The organism is Ensifer sp. WSM1721 (genome assembly GCF_000513895.2).
Classification (GTDB): Bacteria; Pseudomonadota; Alphaproteobacteria; order Rhizobiales; family Rhizobiaceae; genus Sinorhizobium.
Genome location: NZ_CP165783.1, coordinates 1,097,812 through 1,117,565, shown reverse-complemented (window position 1 = coordinate 1,117,565; position 19,754 = coordinate 1,097,812). Strand labels below are relative to the sequence as shown.

Genomic DNA, 19,754 nt, shown 5'->3' with positions numbered 1-19,754 from the left:
TCTTCGTTGGTTTGGTCGAAACTCGAACAAATGAAAACGAATGGAGGAGATCATGCCCTATAGGACGAATTGGAGTCGCAACTACGGGCGCTACCCGGAATCCGAACGCGGGCGCTATGGCTACTCCGATGAGGAGAGGCGCCGCGGTTATGCCGGCGCAGATTACGAGAATTCGGAATATTTTCCGGATGCCGAGACCGGTTGGGCCGGCGGCTATCGCCGCAGGGGCGAGGACGTCGATCGTTGGAACCGGGAAGGTGCCTTCCGCGACTATCAGGGCCCCGGCGGCCCCTATTATGGCGGCGGTTACTACAATCCCGGCTATGGCTATCGGGAGCGCTACCCGTCTCGCGGCAGAGACTACGGAGAGGAACGCGGCTTCTTCGAACGCGCCGGCGACGAAGTGGCTTCCTGGTTCGGCGACGAGGAGGCTGAACGCAGGCGCCAGATGGATCAGTATCGCGGCAAGGGACCCAAGGGCTATACCCGCTCCGATAGCCGCATCCAGGAAGACGTGAGCGACCGCTTGAGCGACGACGGAGCGCTCGACGCGTCGAATATCGAGGTTTCCGTCACGAACGGGGAGGTGCAGCTCAGCGGTTTCGTCGACTCGAGATGGGCCAAACACCGGGCCGAGGATTGCGCCGAAGACGTCTCCGGCGTCACCCATGTTCAAAACAACATCCGCGTTCGGACGTCGGGAAGCACAGGCACGACGGGAAGCACCACCGGGTGGACCGGCGGCGAAACCGATCGCAACCTTTGAAGTGAAAAGGGACGTTCCGCGCCGCCCGTGATATTGCGACGGGCCCTTTCATCGGGGCCCGTCGCTTCGTCTTCGGGCTCGCTCGGCACGAGCCAAGAAGTTGAGCATACGTGCTTCCTCGGCACGCAACTCCGGCTTCGCTCCCCCGCGCATCCGCAATTGCCTGACTGATATTGTGGAGTCATTGCCGGCCAGAGCGATGATGTCCGGATGGATGTAGCTTTTGCGACAGATCGCCGGCGTGTTGCAAAGCACCGCTGCTGCGGCCTCGCTCATCTGTTTGACCGTCGCGCGCCCGATTTCGTCGAGCGCGGCTCGCGCGGCCGCAAAAGCGGCGACGCTTCCGGCCCAGGTCCGGAATGTCTTGGCTGAGACCGGAAGGCCGGCGATCTCCGCGAGGTAGCGGTTGAGGCGACCCGAATCGACAGGACGGAGAGCGTCGTTCTCGTCCTTCCAGACGAAGAGCTGCCGTCCCGGCAGGTCTGCGATTTCTTCAAGCAGGCGCTGCAGCTTCGGGCGGCGAAGCCGCCGCGTCACACGCTTGCCGCCCTTGGCGGCGAATTTCAGTTCGATGCATCCGTCCACCAGCTTCAGGTGACGTTTCAAGAGGGTCGTCGCCCCGTAGGTTGCATTTTCCTCTACATAGGCGGGACTTCCCGTGCGCAGATGCGCCTCGTCGAGCAACGCAACAAGTGCGGCGAGAATGGTCTGGACGTCATCCGGGCTACCCTCCATGTGGCGTCGCACCGTGCGCCTTATTCTCGGCAGCGCCTTGCCGAAGGGGACCAGTTGAGCGAACTTGTCGCCGCTTCGAAGCGCCTGCCATTTCTCATGATAGCGGTATTGCTTGCGACCGCGTGCGTCGAAGCCAGTCGCCTGCAGGTGACCGTTTTCATCGAGGCAGATCCAGACGTTCTGGTAGGCCGGCGGCAGGCCCAGTGCCGAAATGCGAGCTTTCGTCGCCGGGTCGGTGACGGTAGAGCCGTCGGGCATTTTGTAGGCGAAGCCCTTGCCGCAGCGCTGCCGCCTGATGCCGGGTTCGGAATCGCTGACATAGACGAGGCCGGCTTCCCGCGGCGGAACCAGGTCCAAGCCGCTGCATGGATCGCGCACCGCTTCCTCTTCGAAGTGGTTTTGCATCATTGCCGCACGATTGTCCGTCGGCGTGAGGGTGGCTTGCAACGGCATGGGGGCGGCCCCTTTCGGCCCGTGTTGGAATTTAACCAAGACTAACGCGGCACCGCATGGGTCCGGTTCCGAGCACATAGCGAAACAGCTCGATTTTCAGGCCGTTGATGCCGATGCGCGGCGGAACATATTCAGCCGCACGCGGTTCCGTCGGCACTTGCTCGAGACGGAGAAGCGCCATGTGGAAATCCCTGAAGGATCAAGTAGTCGTGATCACCGGTGCCTCGTCCGGTGTGGGGCAGGCAACCGCGGAAGAATTCGCTAAGCGAGGAGCAAAGCTCGTGCTGGCGGCGCGTGATGCCTCGGCACTCCAGCTCGTCGCGAAGATCTGTCGCGAATTGGGGGCGGAGGTTCTGGTCGCTCCGACCGATGTGACCGACGCCGGCGCCGTCAAGAAGCTTGCAGAGAAGGCGATGAGCTTCGGCAAGATCGACATCTGGTTCAGCAATGTCGGTGTCGGAGCCGTGGGCCGTTTCGAGGAGACCCCGATCGAAGCCCACCAGCAGGTCATTCGTACGAACCTGATCGGCCATTTCAACGACGCACACGCGGTCATTCCGATTTTTCTGAGGCAGCGTCACGGCATCTTCATCAACATGATCTCGCTCGGCGGGTTCGCAGCGACACCCTTCGCGGCAGCCTACGGGGCGAGCAAATTCGGTCTGAGGGGCTTTTCCGAAGCGCTGCGGGCGGAACTTGCCGGCGAACCCGATATCCATATCTGCGACGTCTATCCGACCTTCATGGACACGCCCGGCGTCGCGCATGGTGCGAACTACACCGGTCGCAAGCTCAGCGTGCCTCCGCCCGTCTATGATGCACGCCGTGCCGCCCGCGCCATCGTCCGCCTCGCAGAGCATCCGCGCACGTCCATCACCGTCGGTGCGGTCGCGGACCTGGCGCGGCTTGCGCATTTTCTCGCCCCCAATACGAGCTCGCGCCTCACCGCATACCTCACCTCACGTTATCTCAGGCAAGCGCCGCGTGTCGAAAGAAGCAACGGCAACCTGTTCAGGGCCCCGGCAATCCCCGGCGGTGTCGAGGGCGGTTGGCGTTCGGAGCGCAGGGTCCCGATCGCCGGCGTCGCGGCTGCAGTCGTCGTCGGACTGGCGCTTGCGGCCGTGGTCAGCGGCATGCCACGCGCATCCCATCGCCGAGGCTTTCTCCCGCTGCAGGCGGCCGCCATGGGGCGCCGCCTGTTCAAAAGCGGAGGCTTCCTAAGATGAGGGCTCTGACCTGGCACGGCAAAGGCGACATCCGATGCGAAAGCGTTCCCGATCCGAAGATCGAGGACGAGCGCGATGTCATCGTCAAAGTGATTTTGGCCCCTTGAGGGCACGGAGCACGCTCCGTTTCTGCTGCGTCAGAATTCCAGTATCGCATAGGGCCGGCCGGTCGGTTTCTCGACATGGGCGGCGACGTTGAAGACGGGGGCGCCGCCGGGCGTCTTTCCTTTATATGTGCCCTTGTGGGCGTGGCCGTGCACGACCGCGCTGACCCGGAAGCGGTCGATGGTTTCCGCAAAGCGGGAGGAGCCGAGGAAGGGATAGATCTCTTCGGGCTCTCCCGCGACGGTCTCGGCGATCGGGGCATAGTGGAGGACGACGACCGAGTGTTGCGCGCTGGTTTTCCGCAGGGCGTTTTCGAGACGCATCGCCTCGTCGACCGTTTCCGAAACCATCGCCTTCAGGGCGGCTTCACCGAAAGAGCCGAGCATATGCCGTCCGAAACCGCCGACAAACCCCTTTGTACCGGCAAAGCCGACGCCGGCGATCTCCACCGCCTGCCCGTCGAGGAGATGGACACCCGCCTTCATCAGGATCGCCGAGATCTCCTCCACGGCGTTGCATTGGTGATCATGGTTTCCAAGAACCGCCACCACCGGAACCGTGCAGGATTTGAGATCGGCGGCCAGAAGCTCCGCTTCTGCGGGTTTGCCGAGGTCGGTGAGGTCGCCGGCTATCACGAGCACGTCCGCAACACGCGAGATCTCTGTAAACAGTTCCGTATAGGAGGTCGAACGGTCCTCCTTCATGTGGAGATCCGCGACCGCGGCCACCTTCGTCTTGCTCATGGAGCTACTCCTTGTTTCCTGTGCGCATCTCTACGTCGCCGCCGACGTCGGCAAATCCCCATTCGGTGACGTCGATTTCGTAGTCGCGTCGCGAGTACATTCGCCCGCGGCAGATCTTCGTCTGCGGCAGCGGCAGGTCCCTCTGCGCAGCCACCCTGCCGAGGAGCTCGTCCATGAGCCAGCTCGGAACCCGGTCGCGTTCAGATGGATAGATCCAGCGGAAGTTGAGGAGATGGATCAGCAGCACTTCCCAGTGCGCTTCCATATATTCGAGCAGTCGGCGCCAGTCGATCTGATCATGGGTCTTGAGGATCATGTGCGCCACGTCGGCGCCATCGTAGCGGTCACGAAGCTGGATGAAGGATTTCGACCAGACGAGCTCGGTCGGAGCGACGATAGGCACGGTGGCAGCGTTGATCTTGATCGGCAGGGCGTGTTCGAACCAGACGTCGTTGACCTGCATCGTGCCGTTCGGCGACGAGAAGATGACGTCGAAGAAGAGCTTACCCTTATAGACCTTCCCCAGCCACCGGTCGTCCTCGATCTCCACCGTGTAGCCGAGCGACTTGAAGTGATTGAGTATCCGTGTGTAGTCCCCTGCTTTACAGAAGACGTCTAGGTCCTTCGTCAGCCGCGAGATGCCGGTATAGGCGCTGACGGCGAAGGTACCGGCGACCAGAAACGGGATCTTCGACCTGACGAGCTCCGCTATGGCCGTCGCGACGAAGGCTTCGGCCTCCTCGTCGGCGAGCCGCGGCAGGGCCAGAGGAGGGCGCGCGCCGCGTGGCGACTTCTGCTGCGGGGGGCTTGCCGATGGCATGCTTTTTTCTCCTGCAAGGAAAGGCCTACGACAACACGAAAGAACGCGTGTGGGTTCCGCGATATCGAAGCAGATCCGTCGGCGAGCTGATGAGATATCGATGGTGGCGCAGCCGCGTGCGACATTCTCCGGCTGCGCCTTCCAGGAGTCCCGTCCCTATATCGACCTTGGGCGGAAGCGCTCCCGCTCCCGCTCCACCTGGTCTCGGGTATAGGGCGCCGAAGCTTCGTCGAAACGCGTCCAGCCTTCTTCGACATAGGCGCGGCGGCGGACGGTTATATCGACGGCGTTGCGATTCCTCAGGATCGCGTCCGCCTGCGCGACCATCACTTCCTCGACCCTGGCGACCACCAGCGTGCCGCCGCGGCGGACGCCCTCGGCATAAAGATGCGCGTCGTCTTCATCGATGCCGGATTCCGTCAACGAGCCGATGATGCCGCCTGCAGCGGCCCCGGCGATTGCTCCGGCAGCCGCCCCGACTGCGGTGGACGCCAGCCATCCCGCGGCGACGACAGGTCCTACTCCCGGAATAGCCATCAGGCCGAGACCGGTCAGCAGGCCGACCGCGCCGCCGCCTGCCGCACCCAACCCCGCGCCCACTCCCGCACCTTCGGCGGCGCCGGAACTTTCAACCGAATATCGGTCACCGGCATTGTTCGCGATGATGCTGATATCGCCTAACGGAATGCCGGCGGCCTCCAAATCGTTCACCGCCTGCCGGGCTTCGTAGTAGTCGTCGAAAAGTCCTGCCACGGTTTTCATTTTGTTCTCCTCTTCTGTAGCAGCGAGCGGCAGGAGGCAAATGTGATACAGCCTCTGTTCGCCCCGAGTCCCCTGACCTAGAGCGCGGTCACGTTGCCCTGATAGTCAACAGCGACGGTGATGGACTTTCCGTCCTTCATCGCGGTTGCCCGCCAGATCCCCTGGTTGTCGAGCTTCAAGCCCGTGACGTCGGTATAACCGGCCTCCTCGATCTGCTCCCTCGCCTGCTCTTCCGTGAAACTGTTCTTGCCGGGGACTGGAGCCCCGGGGTTCTGCACACCGGGGGTGTTGATGGCCGGTGTGCTCCCGGACGTCTGCCCGAACGCCGGTACTGCGGCAGTGCTCAGCAGCACTGCAACGCCAAGGATCATACTTTTCATGGCCTCGCCTCTTCTAGAACGAGCCTGCTCGATCACGGGCCAAACCGGCCGATAAACGTTTAGTTCCGAGGGCATGTGCCGCCGTAAAGGATGTAATCGCCGGAGGGCCCAGGGGCCTGCGCAACCGGAAGTCTCCGCCGGTTGCGCTTGCCAGCATGGATCTGCTCAGCAGCTGCAGGGATAGTCACAGCATGCTGCGATTGTACCAATCGTCGACCGCCTCTCTTACGCGATCCTTTTCCAGCCCATAACGCTCCTGGATTTTACCTTCCAGGAGTTCTCGTCTGCCGGCGATCTGATCGAGATCGTCATCGGTGAGCAGGCCCCACTGTTCCTGCACTCGCCCTTTGATCTGCTTCCAGTTTCCTTCCACCCGGTCCCAATTCATTGGAATTTCTCCCTTTATTAGATGGTCCTGCTAGATAAATGCGTGGACGTCGTATTGGTTCGGTTCGGTAGAGCCGATGCGAAGAAACGCTGGTCATCGCCGTGCAGGGCGAGCTTGCAAGGAACTTTCCAGGAACCAGCAGGTTGTAAAGGCGAGAGGCCGTACAGCGGCTGGTCTGCATACGGGCACTTGCAAGCGAGGCATTCGATGGAAGCGACACTGTTTATCGCGGTCCTGGCTCTACCGCTCGACGCGGCACTCCTGCTCCTGTGGTTTGGGCCACTGTGGAGCGAGCAGGCGAGGCCCGGGAAATATCCGGCGATCTGGTCTGCGGGATCGACGCTCCTCGGACGAGCGAACCCACGCGGCGCGCCTTGATCAACAGCGCGAGAACGGCCTGAAAGCGGTTCTGCCGCGCCTGAGCGACGAGCGGAGCGTCGGCGGTCAGTTCGTGCCCCTTCAAGGCGATGGAACTCACGCCGTGCCAAAGTTCACTGAGTATTTCGCCATTGCAGGACGCCGCAGCAAGAGTGTTGTCGCAGTGCCGCAGCTGCACGTGGAGAGATCACCGACATCCCGGACGATCCGGTCGGCAGGCGGCAGAGGTGCCTCGCGCCTTGATCGGCGAGATCGTGCAGATACCGGAGCCGAGCGCGGCGGAGTCCCTGCCGAGCCTCGCGGCGAGCTGTTCGGCAGCCTCAAAAGCCCAAGCGCGACCGCAGCTCGCCGCACGGCTCTTGCGGATTCTGCGGCCTCGCCATGAGCTCTGTTCCGCAGTAGCGTCGCGGAACAAATCCCGGTTGAAATCGATTCATTTTTCAGTCGCTACGCACGGGATGCAAAGCTTGGCTTGGAAGAGTGTGTTTACCGGGATCCCGCCTCGCGGATGGCGTCGGGCGGGCCGACCGATCATCAAGGAAGCCGAGAACGTCTGGCGCAGCGCGCCCGCGCGGCGGCTGGCCTTCCTCATCGATGCGGCGGCCTACTATGCCTGTCTCGATCACACGCTCGAACAGGCGGAAGAGCAGCTCTGGATCACCGGATGGGACTTCGACCCGCGCATCAAATTGAGACCTGGTGATCCGGATTCGGAGGCGCTCGGCACTATGCTGGAGCGTCTGGCGGCGCAAAAGCCTAATCTCAAGATCCGCATTCTCGTATGGGCGATGGGGCCGATCTATTCGGGAAAGTCATTGCGGCTGTTCCGCAAGCAGAAATGGGCTGCCCACCGGCAGATCGAACTTCGCTTCGCGAGCCATCGCGCGCTGCGCGGTTCCCATCACCAGAAGCTCGTCTGCATCGACGACGGCATCGCTTTCGTCGGAGGCATCGATCTGACCGCGCGGCGCTGGGACACGCCGGACCACGCAGCCGACAATGAGCTGCGGAGCGATCCGGACGGAAAACCCTACGATCCGGTGCATGATATCCAGGTCGTGCTGGAGGGGGAGGCGAGCCGCGCCATAGGGGACCTTTGCCGCTCCCGCTGGAAGTCATCGACGGGCGAGGAGATATCTGCCCCGCGCTCGAGGAAGGTCGCGTGGCCCGCCGATACGGAGCCGGTCCTGACGGATTGCCTGGTCGCGATCGCTCGCACGGAGCCGGCATCAAGCGGGAGAAGAGGACGCCAGGAGGCGCTGCGGCTGACGCTCGACGCCTTGCGCAGCGCCCGTCACCACATCTACATCGAGAACCAATATTTCGCCTCGCGAAAGATAGGCCAGCTCCTTTGCGAGCGCCTCCACGAGCCGGACGGGCCCGAAGTGGTGGTCATCACCACCCGCAGCTCACACGGGGTGCTGGAACGCGTCGTCATGGGCGGAAATCGCGACCGCCTCATCAGACGGCTGAAGCGGAACGACCGCTTCGGCAGGCTCAGGGTCGGTTATCCTGTCGTCCCCGCGGCTGACAGAGCCGAGCAGGAGGTATTGATCCATTCCAAGGTGGTCGCGATCGACGATCGGTTCCTTCGCGTCGGTTCATCCAATCTCAACCACCGCTCGGAAGGCCTGGATACGGAATGCGACGTCGCCGTGGAAGCAGCGAACGAACCGCAACGTTCTGCTATCGCCAGAATTCGCAATGGGCTTTTGGCAGAACATCTCGGTGCCGATATGAATGAGATCGAAAATACGTTGAGGCAGACGAGCTCTCTTGTCACCACCATCGACAAGCTGAACACGCGCCGGCGCGGCCTACGTGCCTTTGACGGCGTCGACGGCGGCGGGGCGACGAGTCTCGTCTGGGGGACGGATATCGTCGATCCGCGCAGGCCGATCAGGCCGTTCTACCGCCTGCATAAGCTGCTGAGGCGCTGGGGCGGTCAGGTCTTCGCCTTGCTCGCCAGGCTTCTTCCTTCGTTCCGACGCACGACGAACTCCGCGACCGAAAGCGAAATCAAGCCAAGCGGCAGGGGCAGGAAGAAGTAGATCGCCCGAAAGGTGATCAGCGCGCCGATACTTGCCGAGTCGCCGAGCAGAAACGCGACCGCCGCTTCGAGCACGCCGATGCCGCCGGGGACATGGCTGATGATGGCGGTCACACTGGCGCCGACATAGGCCGTTGCTGTATCGAGAAAACTCAAGCTTCCGAAAGCGAGCAGCAACTGATGCAAACATGCGCTGACGCAGAGGAAATTGGCGGTGCCAACGATCACCTGGCCGGCTGCGATCCGCAGCGCCGGTAATTCGAAACTCCAGCGGAAGACGCGCAGCGACCCTCGGACAAAGTGCGCAAGCAGCACATAGCCGATCGAAGCCATCAGGCAGGCCGTGCCGAGCAGGAGCGCGCCGGTCTCGGAAAGTCCGCTGATCCGGGCGACACCCGCCGGCATGGCCAGGCTGCAAAGGCCGGCCAATGTGGCAAGGCCGAGTCCGACGGTGACGCCGCAGAAGAGGATGACCTTCGCAACCTCTTCGACACTCAACCCCCAGCGTGAATAGAACCGGTACCGGATGGCGCCGCTGCTCAAGGCCGCCCCGCCGACATTATGGCCGATCGAGAGGCTGGTGAAGGAGGCGAGCGCAACCCGCGGATAGGCGAGGTCCTGCCCGACATAGCGCAGCGCAAGCGTGTCGAACAGCGTCAAACAGAAATAGGAAAGGAAGACGAAGCCGATGGCCGCGAGCAGATGCCCGGCCGGAATCTGCCCGACCGAGCTCGCGATTTCATGAAACGTGTATTGGCTAAGGGCGCGGTAAATCAACCAGCCTGCGACGCCGAGGGCGGCAAGTAGGAAGAGTCTGGCAACGAGTTTTCTGGACATCGGCCATGTTCCTGTGCGCGGGCTACCGGAACGAAATGCAGGTTCCGCGTGTTCCCGAACGCAAGATCAGTCCGAAACACGATCATGCAGCGGCGGATACGTTTCCTCACCTATAACGTCCACAGTTGCTTCGGTACCGACCGAAAGCTGGATCCTGCCCGTGTCGCGGCCGTCATCAACGAATGCCGGCCCGACATCATCGCCCTCCAGGAGGTCGATGTCGGTCGCGTGCGCAGCGGCGGAATGGACCAGGCCCATATGATCGCAACGCATCTTAGGATGGAAGCGCAATTTCATCCGGCTCTTCATCTGGAGGACGAGAAATACGGAGATGCGGTGGTCACGGCCCTGCCGATGCGCTTGGTCAAGGCCGCCGTTCTGCCGTCCCTCGGGGAGCCGAGAGGAGCGCTCTGGGTGGAGATCGACCTCACCGTCGTAAAGCTGCAGGTCATCGTTACGCATCTCGGACTCCGCGGTTCTGACCGCGCACGGCAGGCAGCGGTCCTCTTGGGCCCCGGCTGGCTCGGCGGGATAGCGCAAGGGGAGCCCGTGGTCCTTGCGGGCGACCTCAACGCGATCGCGCGTTCGGCGGCCTACAAACTCGTGGCGAGACAGCTCAAGGATGCGCAGTTCGAGGTTAATGCAAAGCCGCGGCCGACCTTTCCCTCTCGATTGCCCCTCCTGCGGCTCGACCATGTCTTCATCGGCGAGGGGATAAAGGTTGAGCGATGCGAGGTGCATAGCAGCGCCTTGGCGCGGGTTGCCTCCGATCATCTCCCGATCGTCGCCGACCTCGTGCTCGGGCCCCGGGCGGCGCGTCGTACCGACGCGCCGCCGGCTTATGGCGGCGGAGCGGACAGGAACGGCAAGAAGATAACAGAAGGCTGATCGCGACGGCGGCAGCCCAGGCTCATATCGGCGGCGGGCGCACTCTTCGCGTGCATCAGATGAGGCGGATTCGGAACCTTCCTCTCCTAAGGGGCGTTGCGAGGGCAAAGGTTTCGAGATGCCCGAAGAGACAAATCGTCCGACCATCCTCATGACCGGCGCGAGCGGCTTCCTTGGACAGGCCATCGCGCGCCGCCTGCGCGACCGCTACCGTTTGATCGGACTTGACATCGCCCCTCCCAAAAAGCCGCTCGAGGGCTTCGAGACAATCGAGACCGATCTGACCTCCGATGACAGCGTCAAGGAAGCTGTCGAGGCGGTGCGCAAGCGCAGCGGCGGACGTCTGGCTTCCGTCATCCATCTCGCTGCCTACTATGACACCACCGGCAAGCCTAACCCGAAATACGATGCCGTCAACGTTCAGGGAACGCGACGGCTGCTTGCAGCGCTGCAAGGCATCGAGACGGAGCAGTTCATCTACTCCAGCACGCTGCTCGTACACGCTCCAAGCCCGGCCAAAGGCAGGCGGATCACCGAGGAGTCGCCCCTCGAGCCCGGCTGGATCTACCCGCAGTCGAAGGCTGAGACCGAAGCGCTGATCGCGAAAGAGCGAGGCAGCCTCAAGACGGTCGTCCTGCGGCTCGCCGGCGTCTACGATGAGGACTGCCGCGCCGCTTTCATCGCCCAGCAAATCGCGCGCATCTTCGAGCGGCTCCCGACAGCCTATCTCTTCAGCGGCGATCTCGATGCCGGGCAGCCTTATTTGCACAAGGACGACCTGGTTGAAGCCTTTGTGCGCACCGTCGAGCGCCGTGCCGACCTGCCGGAGGAATGCGTCCTGTTGATCGGAGAGGAAGAGACGCTCTCCTATGGCGAGCTGCAGAAACGCTTTGGGCGGCTGATCCACGATGAGGACTGGCGCACGCTCGTCCTGCCGAAGGGTCTCGCCAAACCGGGCGCCTGGCTGCAAACGGAGGTGCTCGACCAGGACTCCAACATCCAGCCTTGGATGATCGAGAGCTCGGACGATCATTACGAGATAGACATTTCCCGCGCCCGTACCCTCCTGGGCTGGGAGCCGGAACACAGGCTGAGCGCCACCTTGCCGGAGATGATCCGCCGGCTGAAGGAAGATCCGACCGATTGGTACGCAAGGAACAAGCTCGAACCCTCAGCGGTCGCGGCCTCGAAGCCAGAAATCGAGCAGGCCGAGGAAAGGCTGGCGCGGCCGCTGGAGCGCAGCGGCAAGGAGGTCGAGGCCGCCGTGAAGCAGCATCGGCTGCGAACGCTCTGGGCGCCTCTGTCGAATGTCGCGCTGGCATTGTGGCTGGTCACCTCACCGATGACGCTCGGCCTGTTCGATCCCGTCGCTGCCCCGCTGCCTCCGGCTCTCGGACACGAAATCGCCGAGGCCGCCCTGCGCAATACGCGTCTCGGGATCAGCGAAATTCTCTCCGGTCTCATCGTGGTGGCTTTCGCGCTTTTTGGAATGTATCGCCGCTGGTTGTGGGTACAATGGATCACCGCGGTTCTCGGCGTCTGGATCATGTTCGCTCCACTCGTCTTCTGGACGACGAGCGCGGCGGCTTACGCGACGGACACGCTGGTCGGCATGCTGATCGTCGCCTTCGCGGTGATGATTGCGCCGACACCGGGGATCAGCACGCGGGCGCTCGCGGCGGACGACGACCGGCCGCTCGGCTGGACCTATTCTCCGTCCTCCTTCACCCAGCGCATTCCGATTGTCGCGCTCGCCTTCGTCGGGCTGTTCGTCTCGCGCTATCTCGCCGCTTATCAGATGGGCCATATCGACGGTCTTTGGGATCCGTTCTTCGGGCCGGGCACGGCTCCGGTCCGCAACGGCAGCGAGGCCGTCGTGACGTCCTGGTTGTCCAAGGGTTTCCCGATCGCCGATGCCGGTCTCGGCGCTTTCACCTACGCGCTCGACATTCTCGCGGGCGCGATCGGCGACCGCAGGCGTTGGCGCACCATGCCATGGATGGTGCTGCTGTTCGGCCTGTTGATCGTTCCGCTTGGCGCGGTCAGCGTTACCTTCATCATCGTTCAGCCGCCCCTTTTCGGCACGCTTTGCACGCTCTGCCTGATCCAGGCCGCCGTCACGGTCGTGCTCATTCCCTATTCGATCGACGAGGTTATCGCGACAATCCAGTATCTATGGCAGGCGAAAGGGGCCGGCGAACCGTTCTGGCGCACATTCTGGATGGGCGGTCCGGCGCTTTCGGAGAACCAGACGCCCGGACCCGACCTTGATCGCGCCGCGTCCAAACTGCTGAAGGAATTTGTCGTGGGCGGTGTCAATTTTCCATGGACGCTGGTGACGAGCGTGCTACTCGGAACGGTGCTGATGGTGACGCCGCTGATCTTCGGCAGCGCGCCGCCGCTCTATCACAGCGACCATATCGTCGGCTGTATCGTCATCCTGATCGCAGTGACGGCGATGGCGGAGGTTGTCCGTCCGGTCCGCTTCCTCAATGTGGCGCTCGGTGCCTGGATCGCAGCCTCGCCGTTCCTGCTTTCCGGCGGCGGGACGGCGGGCACGGTCGGGAACGTGGCAATCGGGTTGGCGCTGATCGCGCTCAGCCTGCCGCGCGGTAAGCGCAGCGATGAGCACTATGGTAGCTGGGACCGGGCGATCGTCTGAGCGGCGCTCCTTGGATGACTGCTTTTCATTGCGGCGGGAGCCGCGGCGTCGGCGCGCGTCCGATCGAAGGGGAGGTGCGCGTGCCAGCGGCGACCTAGACCGCTGGCACGGTACCTCGGGGCATCATGCCCCAAGGCCGCCTGCACCCACAAGCCGACTGTAAGCTACATCCCGTGAGTTACGCTATCGGTCCAGGAAGCAGGTCGTATCCGGGATGCGAAATTCCTATGCGCTAAGCGCATAATTGGGAAGAAGGGGCCGCGGCTCCCTGTAGTTCTCTTCCTCCTCGGAAGTTTCGACCGGGCGAGACAGTATATTGGCGGTTGAATTGATAATCTCTCCGCAATCAGCTGAAGCTGATCGTACTGCCGTTGCGCGGCCGAATGAAGAAATGCTGGTCATATTCGTAGGCGCCGCCGCCGGTGAAGCTTTCGAACAGGCTGGAGAAGATCGTGTCCAACCTGTATTGAACACGGGTGACGACCATCTGCACATTTTCCTCCTGCAGTTCATCCGGGATTTCGACAGGCGAAACTTGTCCGGCGGCGAGCTTGGCCGTGCCATAGGCGGCAGACCAGGCCACGGTCTCCTTGCCCTTCTTGTCGATGTCGACCACGCACAACAGTACCTTGAGCTCGCTTGAATCATAGGGGTCGAGAATCGATCTGACCCCCGCCAGGATGCTGGCGACGCTTGCATCGCTCCAATTGCCTTGCATGGCGATGATCTCGCTGGTCGTCGATGCGATCTGGTTGACCTTGCGTCGGACCGTCAGGCCTTGGCCGAGGTCGACCAGGCCGGCAAGCAAGAGCAGCATCAGCGGCAGCAGGATGGCGAATTCGATCGCGGACGCGCCGTCTCGGCTCTTGCCGAAATGCCGCAGCGTGGCACCGATGCGTTCTGCCAGGAATGAAATCATGCGGCTTTCTCAGAACGGTTCGTTGCGGAACAAGACGGAAGCGCCGAGCAGGTAACTGCCATCGGCGAGGGTGTGGCTCGAGAGCGAATAGAGGCCGACGATCGGCGACCAGGGCAGGAAGGCTTGGACCATCACGTAATCACTGCCCTTGCCCATGTCGAAGTTCTCCGTGATCGAAACGGTGCCGCTATTGCCGATGGCCTTCATGGCACCGGAGGAGGAGGCATCGGTCAGCGTGTCGACCGCGACGAGCAGATTGTCGGAGCAGTTGAGAACGTAGAGGAGATTGCCGCAGATCTCCGCCTTGAACGAGGCCAGCGCCATATTGGTCTTGGCCACTTGGCCCGTCCTGATGAGCCGCGCGGCCTTGTGGACCGAAGCATCGAGCGCGGAATCGATGAAGAACATCGCTCCGAGCTCCAGGATGCCGAAGATCAGGATGAATGTCGGCAGAGCGAGCAGTGCGAATTCGATCGCCGCAACACCCGCCCTGTCGCGCAGCAGGCGGCCGAGGAGCCTCTTCGTCGATTGCCGCCTCATTGGGTGAGCCGCACGGAAGTCAGATACTGATTGAAAAGGGTGGAAAGCCCTTCGGTAATCTCGTCCTCGGAGGCGGCCGAGATGAAGAGGTCGGACGAGGAAGCGCAGTCCTGCAGCGCGATCGGAATATAGTCGTGCCTGGTGGTTTGGCCGCTGACGCCGCTATGCAGTGTGCCGCCCCAGGTGGACGTCCATTTGCTGGTCGCCATCGACTTCGCCAGTGTTTCTCTGTATCCCCAGTCGTGCGGAATGGCGAGGTACTCCGTGTAAAGCACGGCCATAGTCGCCTTCTCATCCTTCAGATAGTCGCACCAGTCCGGATTGAGCGGCGTAACCCGGTCCCAATGTCTGCCGTTGTCCTTGATGACCCAGTTGCGGTGGGACTGGACGCCATCCGTGAGCAAAAGCACGAGCTTGAGCGGCGAGCCGGCGGACGTGCCGTCGCCGGCCTTCCCGACCTTTTTCTTCAGCCCCTTCAGCGCGATGTGGAAATATGTGGCTTCGGTTGAGGTCTCGCTTGTCAGTCCGCTCTCGTCTTCGGACAACTTCTTCCGTGCGGTGGTTGTGGAATAGGTCGGAGCCAGAACTTCAGATGTGCTTTCGCCGAGGCTGTAAAGTCCGACCTTGATCCGCGAATGGTCCGTGTCGGCCGCGTCTATCATGTCGAGGACCTCCTCGACCGCGTCGAGAGCAACGTCCGATCGGAGCTTCACGCCAAGATTTTTGATGTAGTCGTAATAGGTGGACGCCAGGATTGCGCCGGTTTTGTTTTTCCTGACAGGATCATCGATGCTGTGGCAGGCGAATTCGCATCGTATGTTCGGGTCCGCGCGCAGCATCGCTTGGCCTTCGCTGGTCGCGGCGAGCAGCATAGAGGGTGATTTGTCGAGGACGATGTAGACATTGAGATGGGAGGTCGCCGGTCCCTCGATGGCGCTGACGACGCCGACGGGCACCGTCTTGATGTCGGCCAGCATCATCAACGTCGTCGGCACCCTGCCGCTCGCCGAGGCCCGGATCGTATGCCCGCTCTTGTCCACCTTGATGTCGGTCAGGTCATAGCTCGAATCCAGGCGGTCGGCCTGCGCGTCGAACCACTCCTTGATTTTCTTGGCGAGCTTGTCCTCGTCCTGATCGTCGATCTGCTTGATGGCGGCGACAAGGGCGGCGTCGAGGTCCGACTGCATCTTGCTCTGGACATTGTAGGCGCGGGCGTAGTCCAGCCCTGCGCCGACGGCAAGGATCATGGGCACGATCGAGAGCGCGACCGTGATCGCGACATTGCCGCGGCGATCGGCGGCAATGGCCGCCAAGCGTGTGGCGATTTCCCGCCAGACGCGGCCGAAAGTGAGACGCATATTGTGCCAACCAAATCAGTTCTTTTGCGAACCAATGGTTTCTCGGCAAAACATTATTCACGCGTAAATTAGGAACGGATTTCGTTAGCCGATTGGCGCATCGTTATCCACTGAACGCAGCAATGCGCAAGACAGCCGATTCATCGCGTCTCGTCCGGAGATCACTTCGACGTGGCTGCGGTCTGTCGCTTGCGAAGCCTGGCGGTCTCCGAGGGCGACTGGCCAAAGGCATCGTGGTAGACGGCCGAAAAGCGGCCCATATGCGTGAAGCCCCAAGCGCGTGCCGCTTGAGCGATCGAGAGTTCGTTGGTCTCGTCGGCGAGCGTGCGGCGCACGCCCTCGAGCCGCATCTGTCTTAGAAAGCTCAAGGGCGTGGTGTCCTTGAACTGCTGGAAGGCCGTTTGCAGCGCGCGCACGCTTGTGCCGGCTTCCCGGGCGATCTCGGCAACGGTCATCGGCTGCGCGATATTGGCGACCATATACTCGATTGCCCTTTTGAGATTTCGCGGCATCGCCGGCGACGCTGGACGTTTCAACCGCTCGCTATAGTTATGCGGCACGGCTTCCAGGATCATGGCCATGGCTGCCTGGAAAAGGTGATCGGCAGCGATCGCCGAAACGCGATCGTCGCTATCGACGTCGAAGCAATCCCAAAGCAGATGTCCGAGAGCCGCCAATCGAGACCCGGCAACCGATGCAGTCTCCAGAGCCGCGGAAAGCTCGATATTGTGGAGGACGGGTGCGTCGAGCATTTCACTCAGTTGGGACACCATGGCCGACTTGTCGAAGGCAATGCCGATATGGCCGCGATTTTCGTGGAGCGTCAGCTTGTCGAACTGCGACATGTTGGCGATCAGCGTAGTGCCCGGGTCCGAGGTGAGGCGGCTCCGGCCGATATCGATCTCCATCGCACTCGAAAGGGGGAGGTAGAGCACAAAGACGTCAGATGGCTGCGAGAACGTTACCCTCATTCCCGAATGGCACTTGCCTGCCCAGATGCTGAAGGGCCCGAGCGAAAAATGCCGGTCCTCGACAAGAATGCGGCCGCCGCGCGTGAGCGGTTCGACCTTTGCCGGCGACAGCGTCTTTGCATAATGTTCCGACATCTCGTCGGCATCCGCTTTTACAATGCGGAATGCGCGGCGCTGAGCGAAGTGCGTCATGCCGGTTCCGAAAAGACAAGAGGCGCTCTTAAAAGCATCGCTTTGAACGGCAAGCCCGCCAATAGCGTGATCACGTTCATGCCACCTCCCGTCCGCTGCCGCCCGCCGCAGTTCCCAATTGTCATACTAATAAGCGTATATTAGCGGGTTCGTAAACTGCTATTGTGGGCGCATTGCCCGAAAGGCAGGAAAGCTGGACTAAAGTAGTAGGAAATGGCGGCGCGCGGCCGTCGTCTGCCGGCTGTGCAAAAGCCTTTGGGCGGTTGGCTTCACCGCCCGACGTCCGAGCCATTGCGCAGCGTCTGCGACGGCAACTGTCCGAAGCGCTTCTTGTATTCGGCGGCGAAGCGGCCGAGATGGGTAAAACCCCAACGCAACGCAACATCGGCGACGGTCACCGTAGGGGGCGCATCGGCGAGCTCGCGATGGACGGCGGCGAGGCGCAGTTCCTGTAGACAGGCCATTGGCGTCGTCGTCCGGAAGCGCCGGAAGCCCTCCTGCAGCGTGCGCACGCTCACTCGCGCCGCCGCGGCAATGTCGGCGATCGTGATGGGGTCGCTGAGGTGGGCCTGCATGAATTCGATCGCCCATTTCACATGGCGCGGGGCCGGCAAGGCAGACGGGCGGGCGAGTTCATCCGAATAGCGATGAGGAACGGCCTCGAGGAGCAGATGGGCGATGGCGTCGCCGAGAGCGCCGAGCGCCAGGGGAGCCCGCCGCAGCGGCGCGCTCCCCTGCAATCCCCGATAGGCAGACTCGACCAATTGCATCAGCGTCAGTCCGGCTCCGGCATCGAGATCGAGATGCGGCCGAAACTCCAGATTGTCGCCAACCGGACGTTCGATGAGGGACGTCAGCAGGGCCGTGAGCCTGTCGTTGTCGATAAATGCGGTGAGATGCCGCCGGTTGCCGTAGAGACGGGCATGCGTGTTGCGCGCACCATCGACGATCGTCGCGCGACCGGGCGTGGAGTGAAGCTCGTTGCCGCCGACATCGAAGAGAGCATCGCCGTCGAGTGGCAGGAAGACGAGTAGCCGCTGGCCCCCAGCCAGTCGTTTACAACGGATATCACCTTCGTAGGCGCAATGCCCAAAGGTTGCCGGCCCGGCGGAGAAGAATTCGCCGTGGAAGGCGAGTGGTCCTTTGCCGAGCGGCTCGACCACGATCGGCGAGCGCGGCGTCGAGAGTACCGCCGCAAGCTCATCCGGATCGCTGCCCTGGAATACCGTACCAGACTGATGCGACATCCGCCCCGTTCCGCTTTGCGACATGCGACTCCCGACCATCAGATTACGCCAGCGGCTGAGCTGGCCTCGAAAGGAGTAAGCATCATCGGCTATAACGCGCCATCTTGGCGGAAGAATATTGTCGTCCAACGGATATATCATGCGTCAATAGGATATATCCGCAGACGATTTCGTATGTCCTTTGTATCTCCGACGGCATATTCAAGTGCGACGTGCCACCAATTCGAGATCGAATCTCATCGCGGCCGATTTGTACTAAATTGCTCAGCGTTGAGGGTCGTTCAACTAGTGTTTGAATGAATGCACGTTTACGCCCGGACAAAAATGAGGGGATAATGCAGGGCCGAACGAACAAGAAAGAACCGGGCGCCATCGACGTGCACGTGGGCAACCGTATTCGGTTGCGTCGCCTGGCCTTGGATTGGAGTCAGACGAAGCTCGGTGAAGCGATCGACGTGACGTTTCAGCAGGTGCAGAAATACGAAAAGGGCCTCAACCGCGTCGGCGCCAGCCGCCTTCAACGGGCGGCCGAGGCGATGGGCGTCCCCGTCGCTTACTTCTTCGAGGGGGCGCCTGCGCCGCACACGGATGGGGAACTGAACGAAGCGGCCTTCTCAAGTGAAGAGATGCTGCAATTCCTGTCGACGGAGGAAGGCGTTTCGCTCAATCGTGCGTTCCTTACGCTCCGCGACGCGCGGCTGCGTCGGAAAATCGTCGCTCTGGTGAAGGCCCTGGCGAATACCTGAGCGGTCGCGTTCAAAGGAACTTAGGCGACGGCGATGCTGCGAAGTGAGCGCATGCCGCTCCAGCGTCGCCGGGAAAGCCGAGCCATCCGGCTCTCGCCGAGGCGCTCACGCCGCTTGGCCCTGCGCAAGAAGCCGAACGAGCATGAGGCCGGCCACGAGGCCGAGCAGCGAAAAGGCCACGGAGAAGGCGGCATAGAAGGCCGCAGCGAGCCATTCCCCGCGTTCCCAAAGGGTGATGGTGTCGAGCGAGAAGGTGGAGAAGGTGGTGAAACCGCCCAAGACGCCGGTGGTGAGGAACAGGCGCACCTCTTGCGGCGCTTCACCGCGCAACGCGAAATATCCGGCAAGCACGCCCATCACGAATGAGCCGGCGACGTTGATCGTCAATGTGCCGTAGGGAAACCCGACGCCGAACAGAAGCGCAGCGACCTGGTTTACGCCGTGGCGCATCGCGCCACCCAGGCCGGCACCTAAAAAGACAAACAAGTAGGCCATCGGCAAAATCCTTTGATGATTTGAGGCCGCCCGTCGCGCCGGTCTTGAACGGCCGCAGCGAGCCTGAACACCGCAAACGTGCAAGGGGAAAAG

Annotated in this window: 18 protein-coding genes and 2 pseudogenes; 7 read left to right on the top strand and 13 right to left on the bottom strand. The window is 62.1% G+C overall.

Going from position 1 to position 19,754, the window contains the following annotated elements; genetic code table 11:
- Positions 1–52 precede the first annotated feature (52 nt).
- A complete protein-coding gene (locus M728_RS22740) occupies positions 53–766 on the top strand; it encodes a BON domain-containing protein (protein WP_026620930.1) in 714 nt (237 codons plus the stop codon).
- A 48-nt stretch (positions 767–814) separates the two neighbouring features.
- Here M728_RS22740 and M728_RS22735 read toward each other — a convergent pair whose 3' ends face one another.
- Positions 815–1,909: a DNA topoisomerase IB gene (locus tag M728_RS22735; protein WP_051440901.1), complete on the bottom strand. Its 1,095-nt coding sequence runs from the start codon at positions 1,907–1,909 to the stop codon at positions 815–817.
- 224 nt (positions 1,910–2,133) lie between these two features.
- On the opposite strand from M728_RS22735, the gene M728_RS22730 reads away from it, so the two are divergent.
- Together M728_RS22730 and M728_RS22725 are read left to right on the top strand one after the other, a co-directional pair.
- Positions 2,134–3,180 carry an SDR family oxidoreductase gene (locus tag M728_RS22730; RefSeq protein WP_026620929.1) on the top strand — a complete coding sequence of 349 codons (1,047 nt, stop codon included), beginning with the start codon at positions 2,134–2,136 and terminating at the stop codon, positions 3,178–3,180.
- A pseudogene (locus M728_RS22725) lies at positions 3,177–3,272 on the top strand (oxidoreductase); the annotation flags it as partial. The gene M728_RS22730 and the pseudogene M728_RS22725, both read left to right, overlap by 4 nt.
- A 45-nt stretch (positions 3,273–3,317) precedes the next feature.
- On the opposite strand, the gene M728_RS22720 reads toward M728_RS22725, so the two are convergent.
- From M728_RS22720 to M728_RS22700, 5 genes are all read right to left on the bottom strand, one after another.
- Positions 3,318–4,028, bottom strand: a complete 711-nt coding sequence (locus M728_RS22720; RefSeq protein WP_026616618.1) for a metallophosphoesterase — start codon at positions 4,026–4,028, stop codon at positions 3,318–3,320.
- 4 nt (positions 4,029–4,032) lie between these two features.
- Positions 4,033–4,848: a nucleotidyltransferase family protein gene (locus M728_RS22715; RefSeq protein WP_026620928.1), complete on the bottom strand. Its 816-nt coding sequence runs from the start codon at positions 4,846–4,848 to the stop codon at positions 4,033–4,035.
- A gap of 156 nt (positions 4,849–5,004) precedes the next feature.
- On the bottom strand, positions 5,005–5,610 hold the full coding sequence (locus M728_RS22710) for a general stress protein (protein WP_026620927.1): 606 nt from the start codon (positions 5,608–5,610) through the stop codon (positions 5,005–5,007).
- A 77-nt stretch (positions 5,611–5,687) separates the two neighbouring features.
- Complete coding sequence (locus M728_RS22705) at positions 5,688–5,990, bottom strand: PepSY domain-containing protein (RefSeq protein ID WP_026620926.1); 303 nt, start codon at positions 5,988–5,990, stop codon at positions 5,688–5,690.
- A 184-nt stretch (positions 5,991–6,174) separates the two neighbouring features.
- Positions 6,175–6,378, bottom strand: coding sequence for a CsbD family protein (locus M728_RS22700; protein ID WP_026620925.1), 204 nt, complete (start codon positions 6,376–6,378; stop codon positions 6,175–6,177).
- Positions 6,379–7,144: 766 nt separating this feature from the next.
- Here M728_RS22700 and M728_RS22695 point away from each other — a divergent pair.
- Positions 7,145–8,807 (top strand): annotated as a pseudogene (locus M728_RS22695) (phospholipase D-like domain-containing protein).
- On the opposite strand, the gene M728_RS22690 reads toward M728_RS22695, so the two are convergent.
- Positions 8,702–9,643: a lysylphosphatidylglycerol synthase domain-containing protein gene (locus tag M728_RS22690; RefSeq protein ID WP_026620923.1), complete on the bottom strand. Its 942-nt coding sequence runs from the start codon at positions 9,641–9,643 to the stop codon at positions 8,702–8,704. The pseudogene M728_RS22695 and the gene M728_RS22690 overlap by 106 nt on opposite strands.
- An 84-nt stretch (positions 9,644–9,727) precedes the next feature.
- Here M728_RS22690 and M728_RS22685 point away from each other — a divergent pair, with 84 nt between their 5' ends.
- Positions 9,728–10,531 (top strand): endonuclease/exonuclease/phosphatase family protein, encoded by an 804-nt coding sequence (locus tag M728_RS22685; protein ID WP_084044497.1) that lies wholly within the window; start codon positions 9,728–9,730, stop codon positions 10,529–10,531.
- Between the two features lie 118 nt (positions 10,532–10,649).
- Positions 10,650–13,193: an NAD-dependent epimerase/dehydratase family protein gene (locus M728_RS22680; protein WP_026620922.1), complete on the top strand. Its 2,544-nt coding sequence runs from the start codon at positions 10,650–10,652 to the stop codon at positions 13,191–13,193.
- Positions 13,194–13,539: 346 nt separating this feature from the next.
- On the opposite strand, the gene M728_RS22675 is transcribed toward M728_RS22680, so the two are convergent.
- From M728_RS22675 to M728_RS22655, 5 genes are all read right to left on the bottom strand, one after another.
- A complete protein-coding gene (locus tag M728_RS22675) occupies positions 13,540–14,112 on the bottom strand; it encodes a TadE/TadG family type IV pilus assembly protein (RefSeq protein ID WP_245269701.1) in 573 nt (190 codons plus the stop codon).
- A gap of 9 nt (positions 14,113–14,121) precedes the next feature.
- Complete coding sequence (locus M728_RS22670) at positions 14,122–14,652, bottom strand: TadE/TadG family type IV pilus assembly protein (protein ID WP_026620920.1); 531 nt, start codon at positions 14,650–14,652, stop codon at positions 14,122–14,124.
- Positions 14,649–16,010 (bottom strand): TadE/TadG family type IV pilus assembly protein, encoded by a 1,362-nt coding sequence (locus tag M728_RS22665; RefSeq protein WP_026620919.1) that lies wholly within the window; start codon positions 16,008–16,010, stop codon positions 14,649–14,651. Before M728_RS22665 ends, M728_RS22670 begins: the two co-directional genes overlap by 4 nt.
- A gap of 161 nt (positions 16,011–16,171) precedes the next feature.
- On the bottom strand, positions 16,172–17,173 hold the full coding sequence (locus tag M728_RS22660; RefSeq protein WP_026620918.1) for a helix-turn-helix domain-containing protein: 1,002 nt from the start codon (positions 17,171–17,173) through the stop codon (positions 16,172–16,174).
- 269 nt (positions 17,174–17,442) lie between these two features.
- Positions 17,443–18,420, bottom strand: a complete 978-nt coding sequence (locus M728_RS22655; RefSeq protein WP_245269700.1) for an AraC family transcriptional regulator — start codon at positions 18,418–18,420, stop codon at positions 17,443–17,445.
- Between the two features lie 335 nt (positions 18,421–18,755).
- Between M728_RS22655 and M728_RS22650 the strand changes: the two genes are divergently transcribed.
- Complete coding sequence (locus M728_RS22650) at positions 18,756–19,166, top strand: helix-turn-helix domain-containing protein (protein ID WP_026620916.1); 411 nt, start codon at positions 18,756–18,758, stop codon at positions 19,164–19,166.
- A gap of 105 nt (positions 19,167–19,271) precedes the next feature.
- Here M728_RS22650 and crcB read toward each other — a convergent pair whose 3' ends face one another.
- Positions 19,272–19,661: a fluoride efflux transporter CrcB gene (gene crcB, locus M728_RS22645; RefSeq protein ID WP_026620915.1), complete on the bottom strand. Its 390-nt coding sequence runs from the start codon at positions 19,659–19,661 to the stop codon at positions 19,272–19,274.
- Between the last annotated feature and the right edge of the window lie 93 nt (positions 19,662–19,754).

Bases quoted from the DNA above. Each gene is read 5' to 3' on its own strand.
- M728_RS22710 (WP_026620927.1), bottom strand. From the start codon at position 5,610: ATGAAAACCGTGGCAGGACTTTTCGACGACTACTACGAAGCCCGGCAG.
- M728_RS22670 (WP_026620920.1), bottom strand. From the start codon at position 14,652: ATGAGGCGGCAATCGACGAAGAGGCTCCTCGGCCGCCTGCTGCGCGAC.
- M728_RS22665 (WP_026620919.1), bottom strand. From the start codon at position 16,010: ATGCGTCTCACTTTCGGCCGCGTCTGGCGGGAAATCGCCACACGCTTG.
- M728_RS22690 (WP_026620923.1), bottom strand. From the start codon at position 9,643: ATGTCCAGAAAACTCGTTGCCAGACTCTTCCTACTTGCCGCCCTCGGC.
- M728_RS22740 (WP_026620930.1), top strand. From the start codon at position 53: ATGCCCTATAGGACGAATTGGAGTCGCAACTACGGGCGCTACCCGGAA.
- crcB (WP_026620915.1), bottom strand. From the start codon at position 19,661: ATGGCCTACTTGTTTGTCTTTTTAGGTGCCGGCCTGGGTGGCGCGATG.
- M728_RS22675 (WP_245269701.1), bottom strand. From the start codon at position 14,112: ATGATTTCATTCCTGGCAGAACGCATCGGTGCCACGCTGCGGCATTTC.
- M728_RS22650 (WP_026620916.1), top strand. From the start codon at position 18,756: ATGCAGGGCCGAACGAACAAGAAAGAACCGGGCGCCATCGACGTGCAC.
- M728_RS22685 (WP_084044497.1), top strand. From the start codon at position 9,728: ATGCAGCGGCGGATACGTTTCCTCACCTATAACGTCCACAGTTGCTTC.
- M728_RS22705 (WP_026620926.1), bottom strand. From the start codon at position 5,990: ATGAAAAGTATGATCCTTGGCGTTGCAGTGCTGCTGAGCACTGCCGCA.
- M728_RS22700 (WP_026620925.1), bottom strand. From the start codon at position 6,378: ATGAATTGGGACCGGGTGGAAGGAAACTGGAAGCAGATCAAAGGGCGA.
- M728_RS22655 (WP_245269700.1), bottom strand. From the start codon at position 18,420: ATGTCGCATCAGTCTGGTACGGTATTCCAGGGCAGCGATCCGGATGAG.
- M728_RS22680 (WP_026620922.1), top strand. From the start codon at position 10,650: ATGCCCGAAGAGACAAATCGTCCGACCATCCTCATGACCGGCGCGAGC.
- M728_RS22715 (WP_026620928.1), bottom strand. From the start codon at position 4,848: ATGCCATCGGCAAGCCCCCCGCAGCAGAAGTCGCCACGCGGCGCGCGC.
- M728_RS22720 (WP_026616618.1), bottom strand. From the start codon at position 4,028: ATGAGCAAGACGAAGGTGGCCGCGGTCGCGGATCTCCACATGAAGGAG.
- M728_RS22735 (WP_051440901.1), bottom strand. From the start codon at position 1,909: ATGATGCAAAACCACTTCGAAGAGGAAGCGGTGCGCGATCCATGCAGC.
- M728_RS22660 (WP_026620918.1), bottom strand. From the start codon at position 17,173: ATGACGCACTTCGCTCAGCGCCGCGCATTCCGCATTGTAAAAGCGGAT.
- M728_RS22730 (WP_026620929.1), top strand. From the start codon at position 2,134: ATGTGGAAATCCCTGAAGGATCAAGTAGTCGTGATCACCGGTGCCTCG.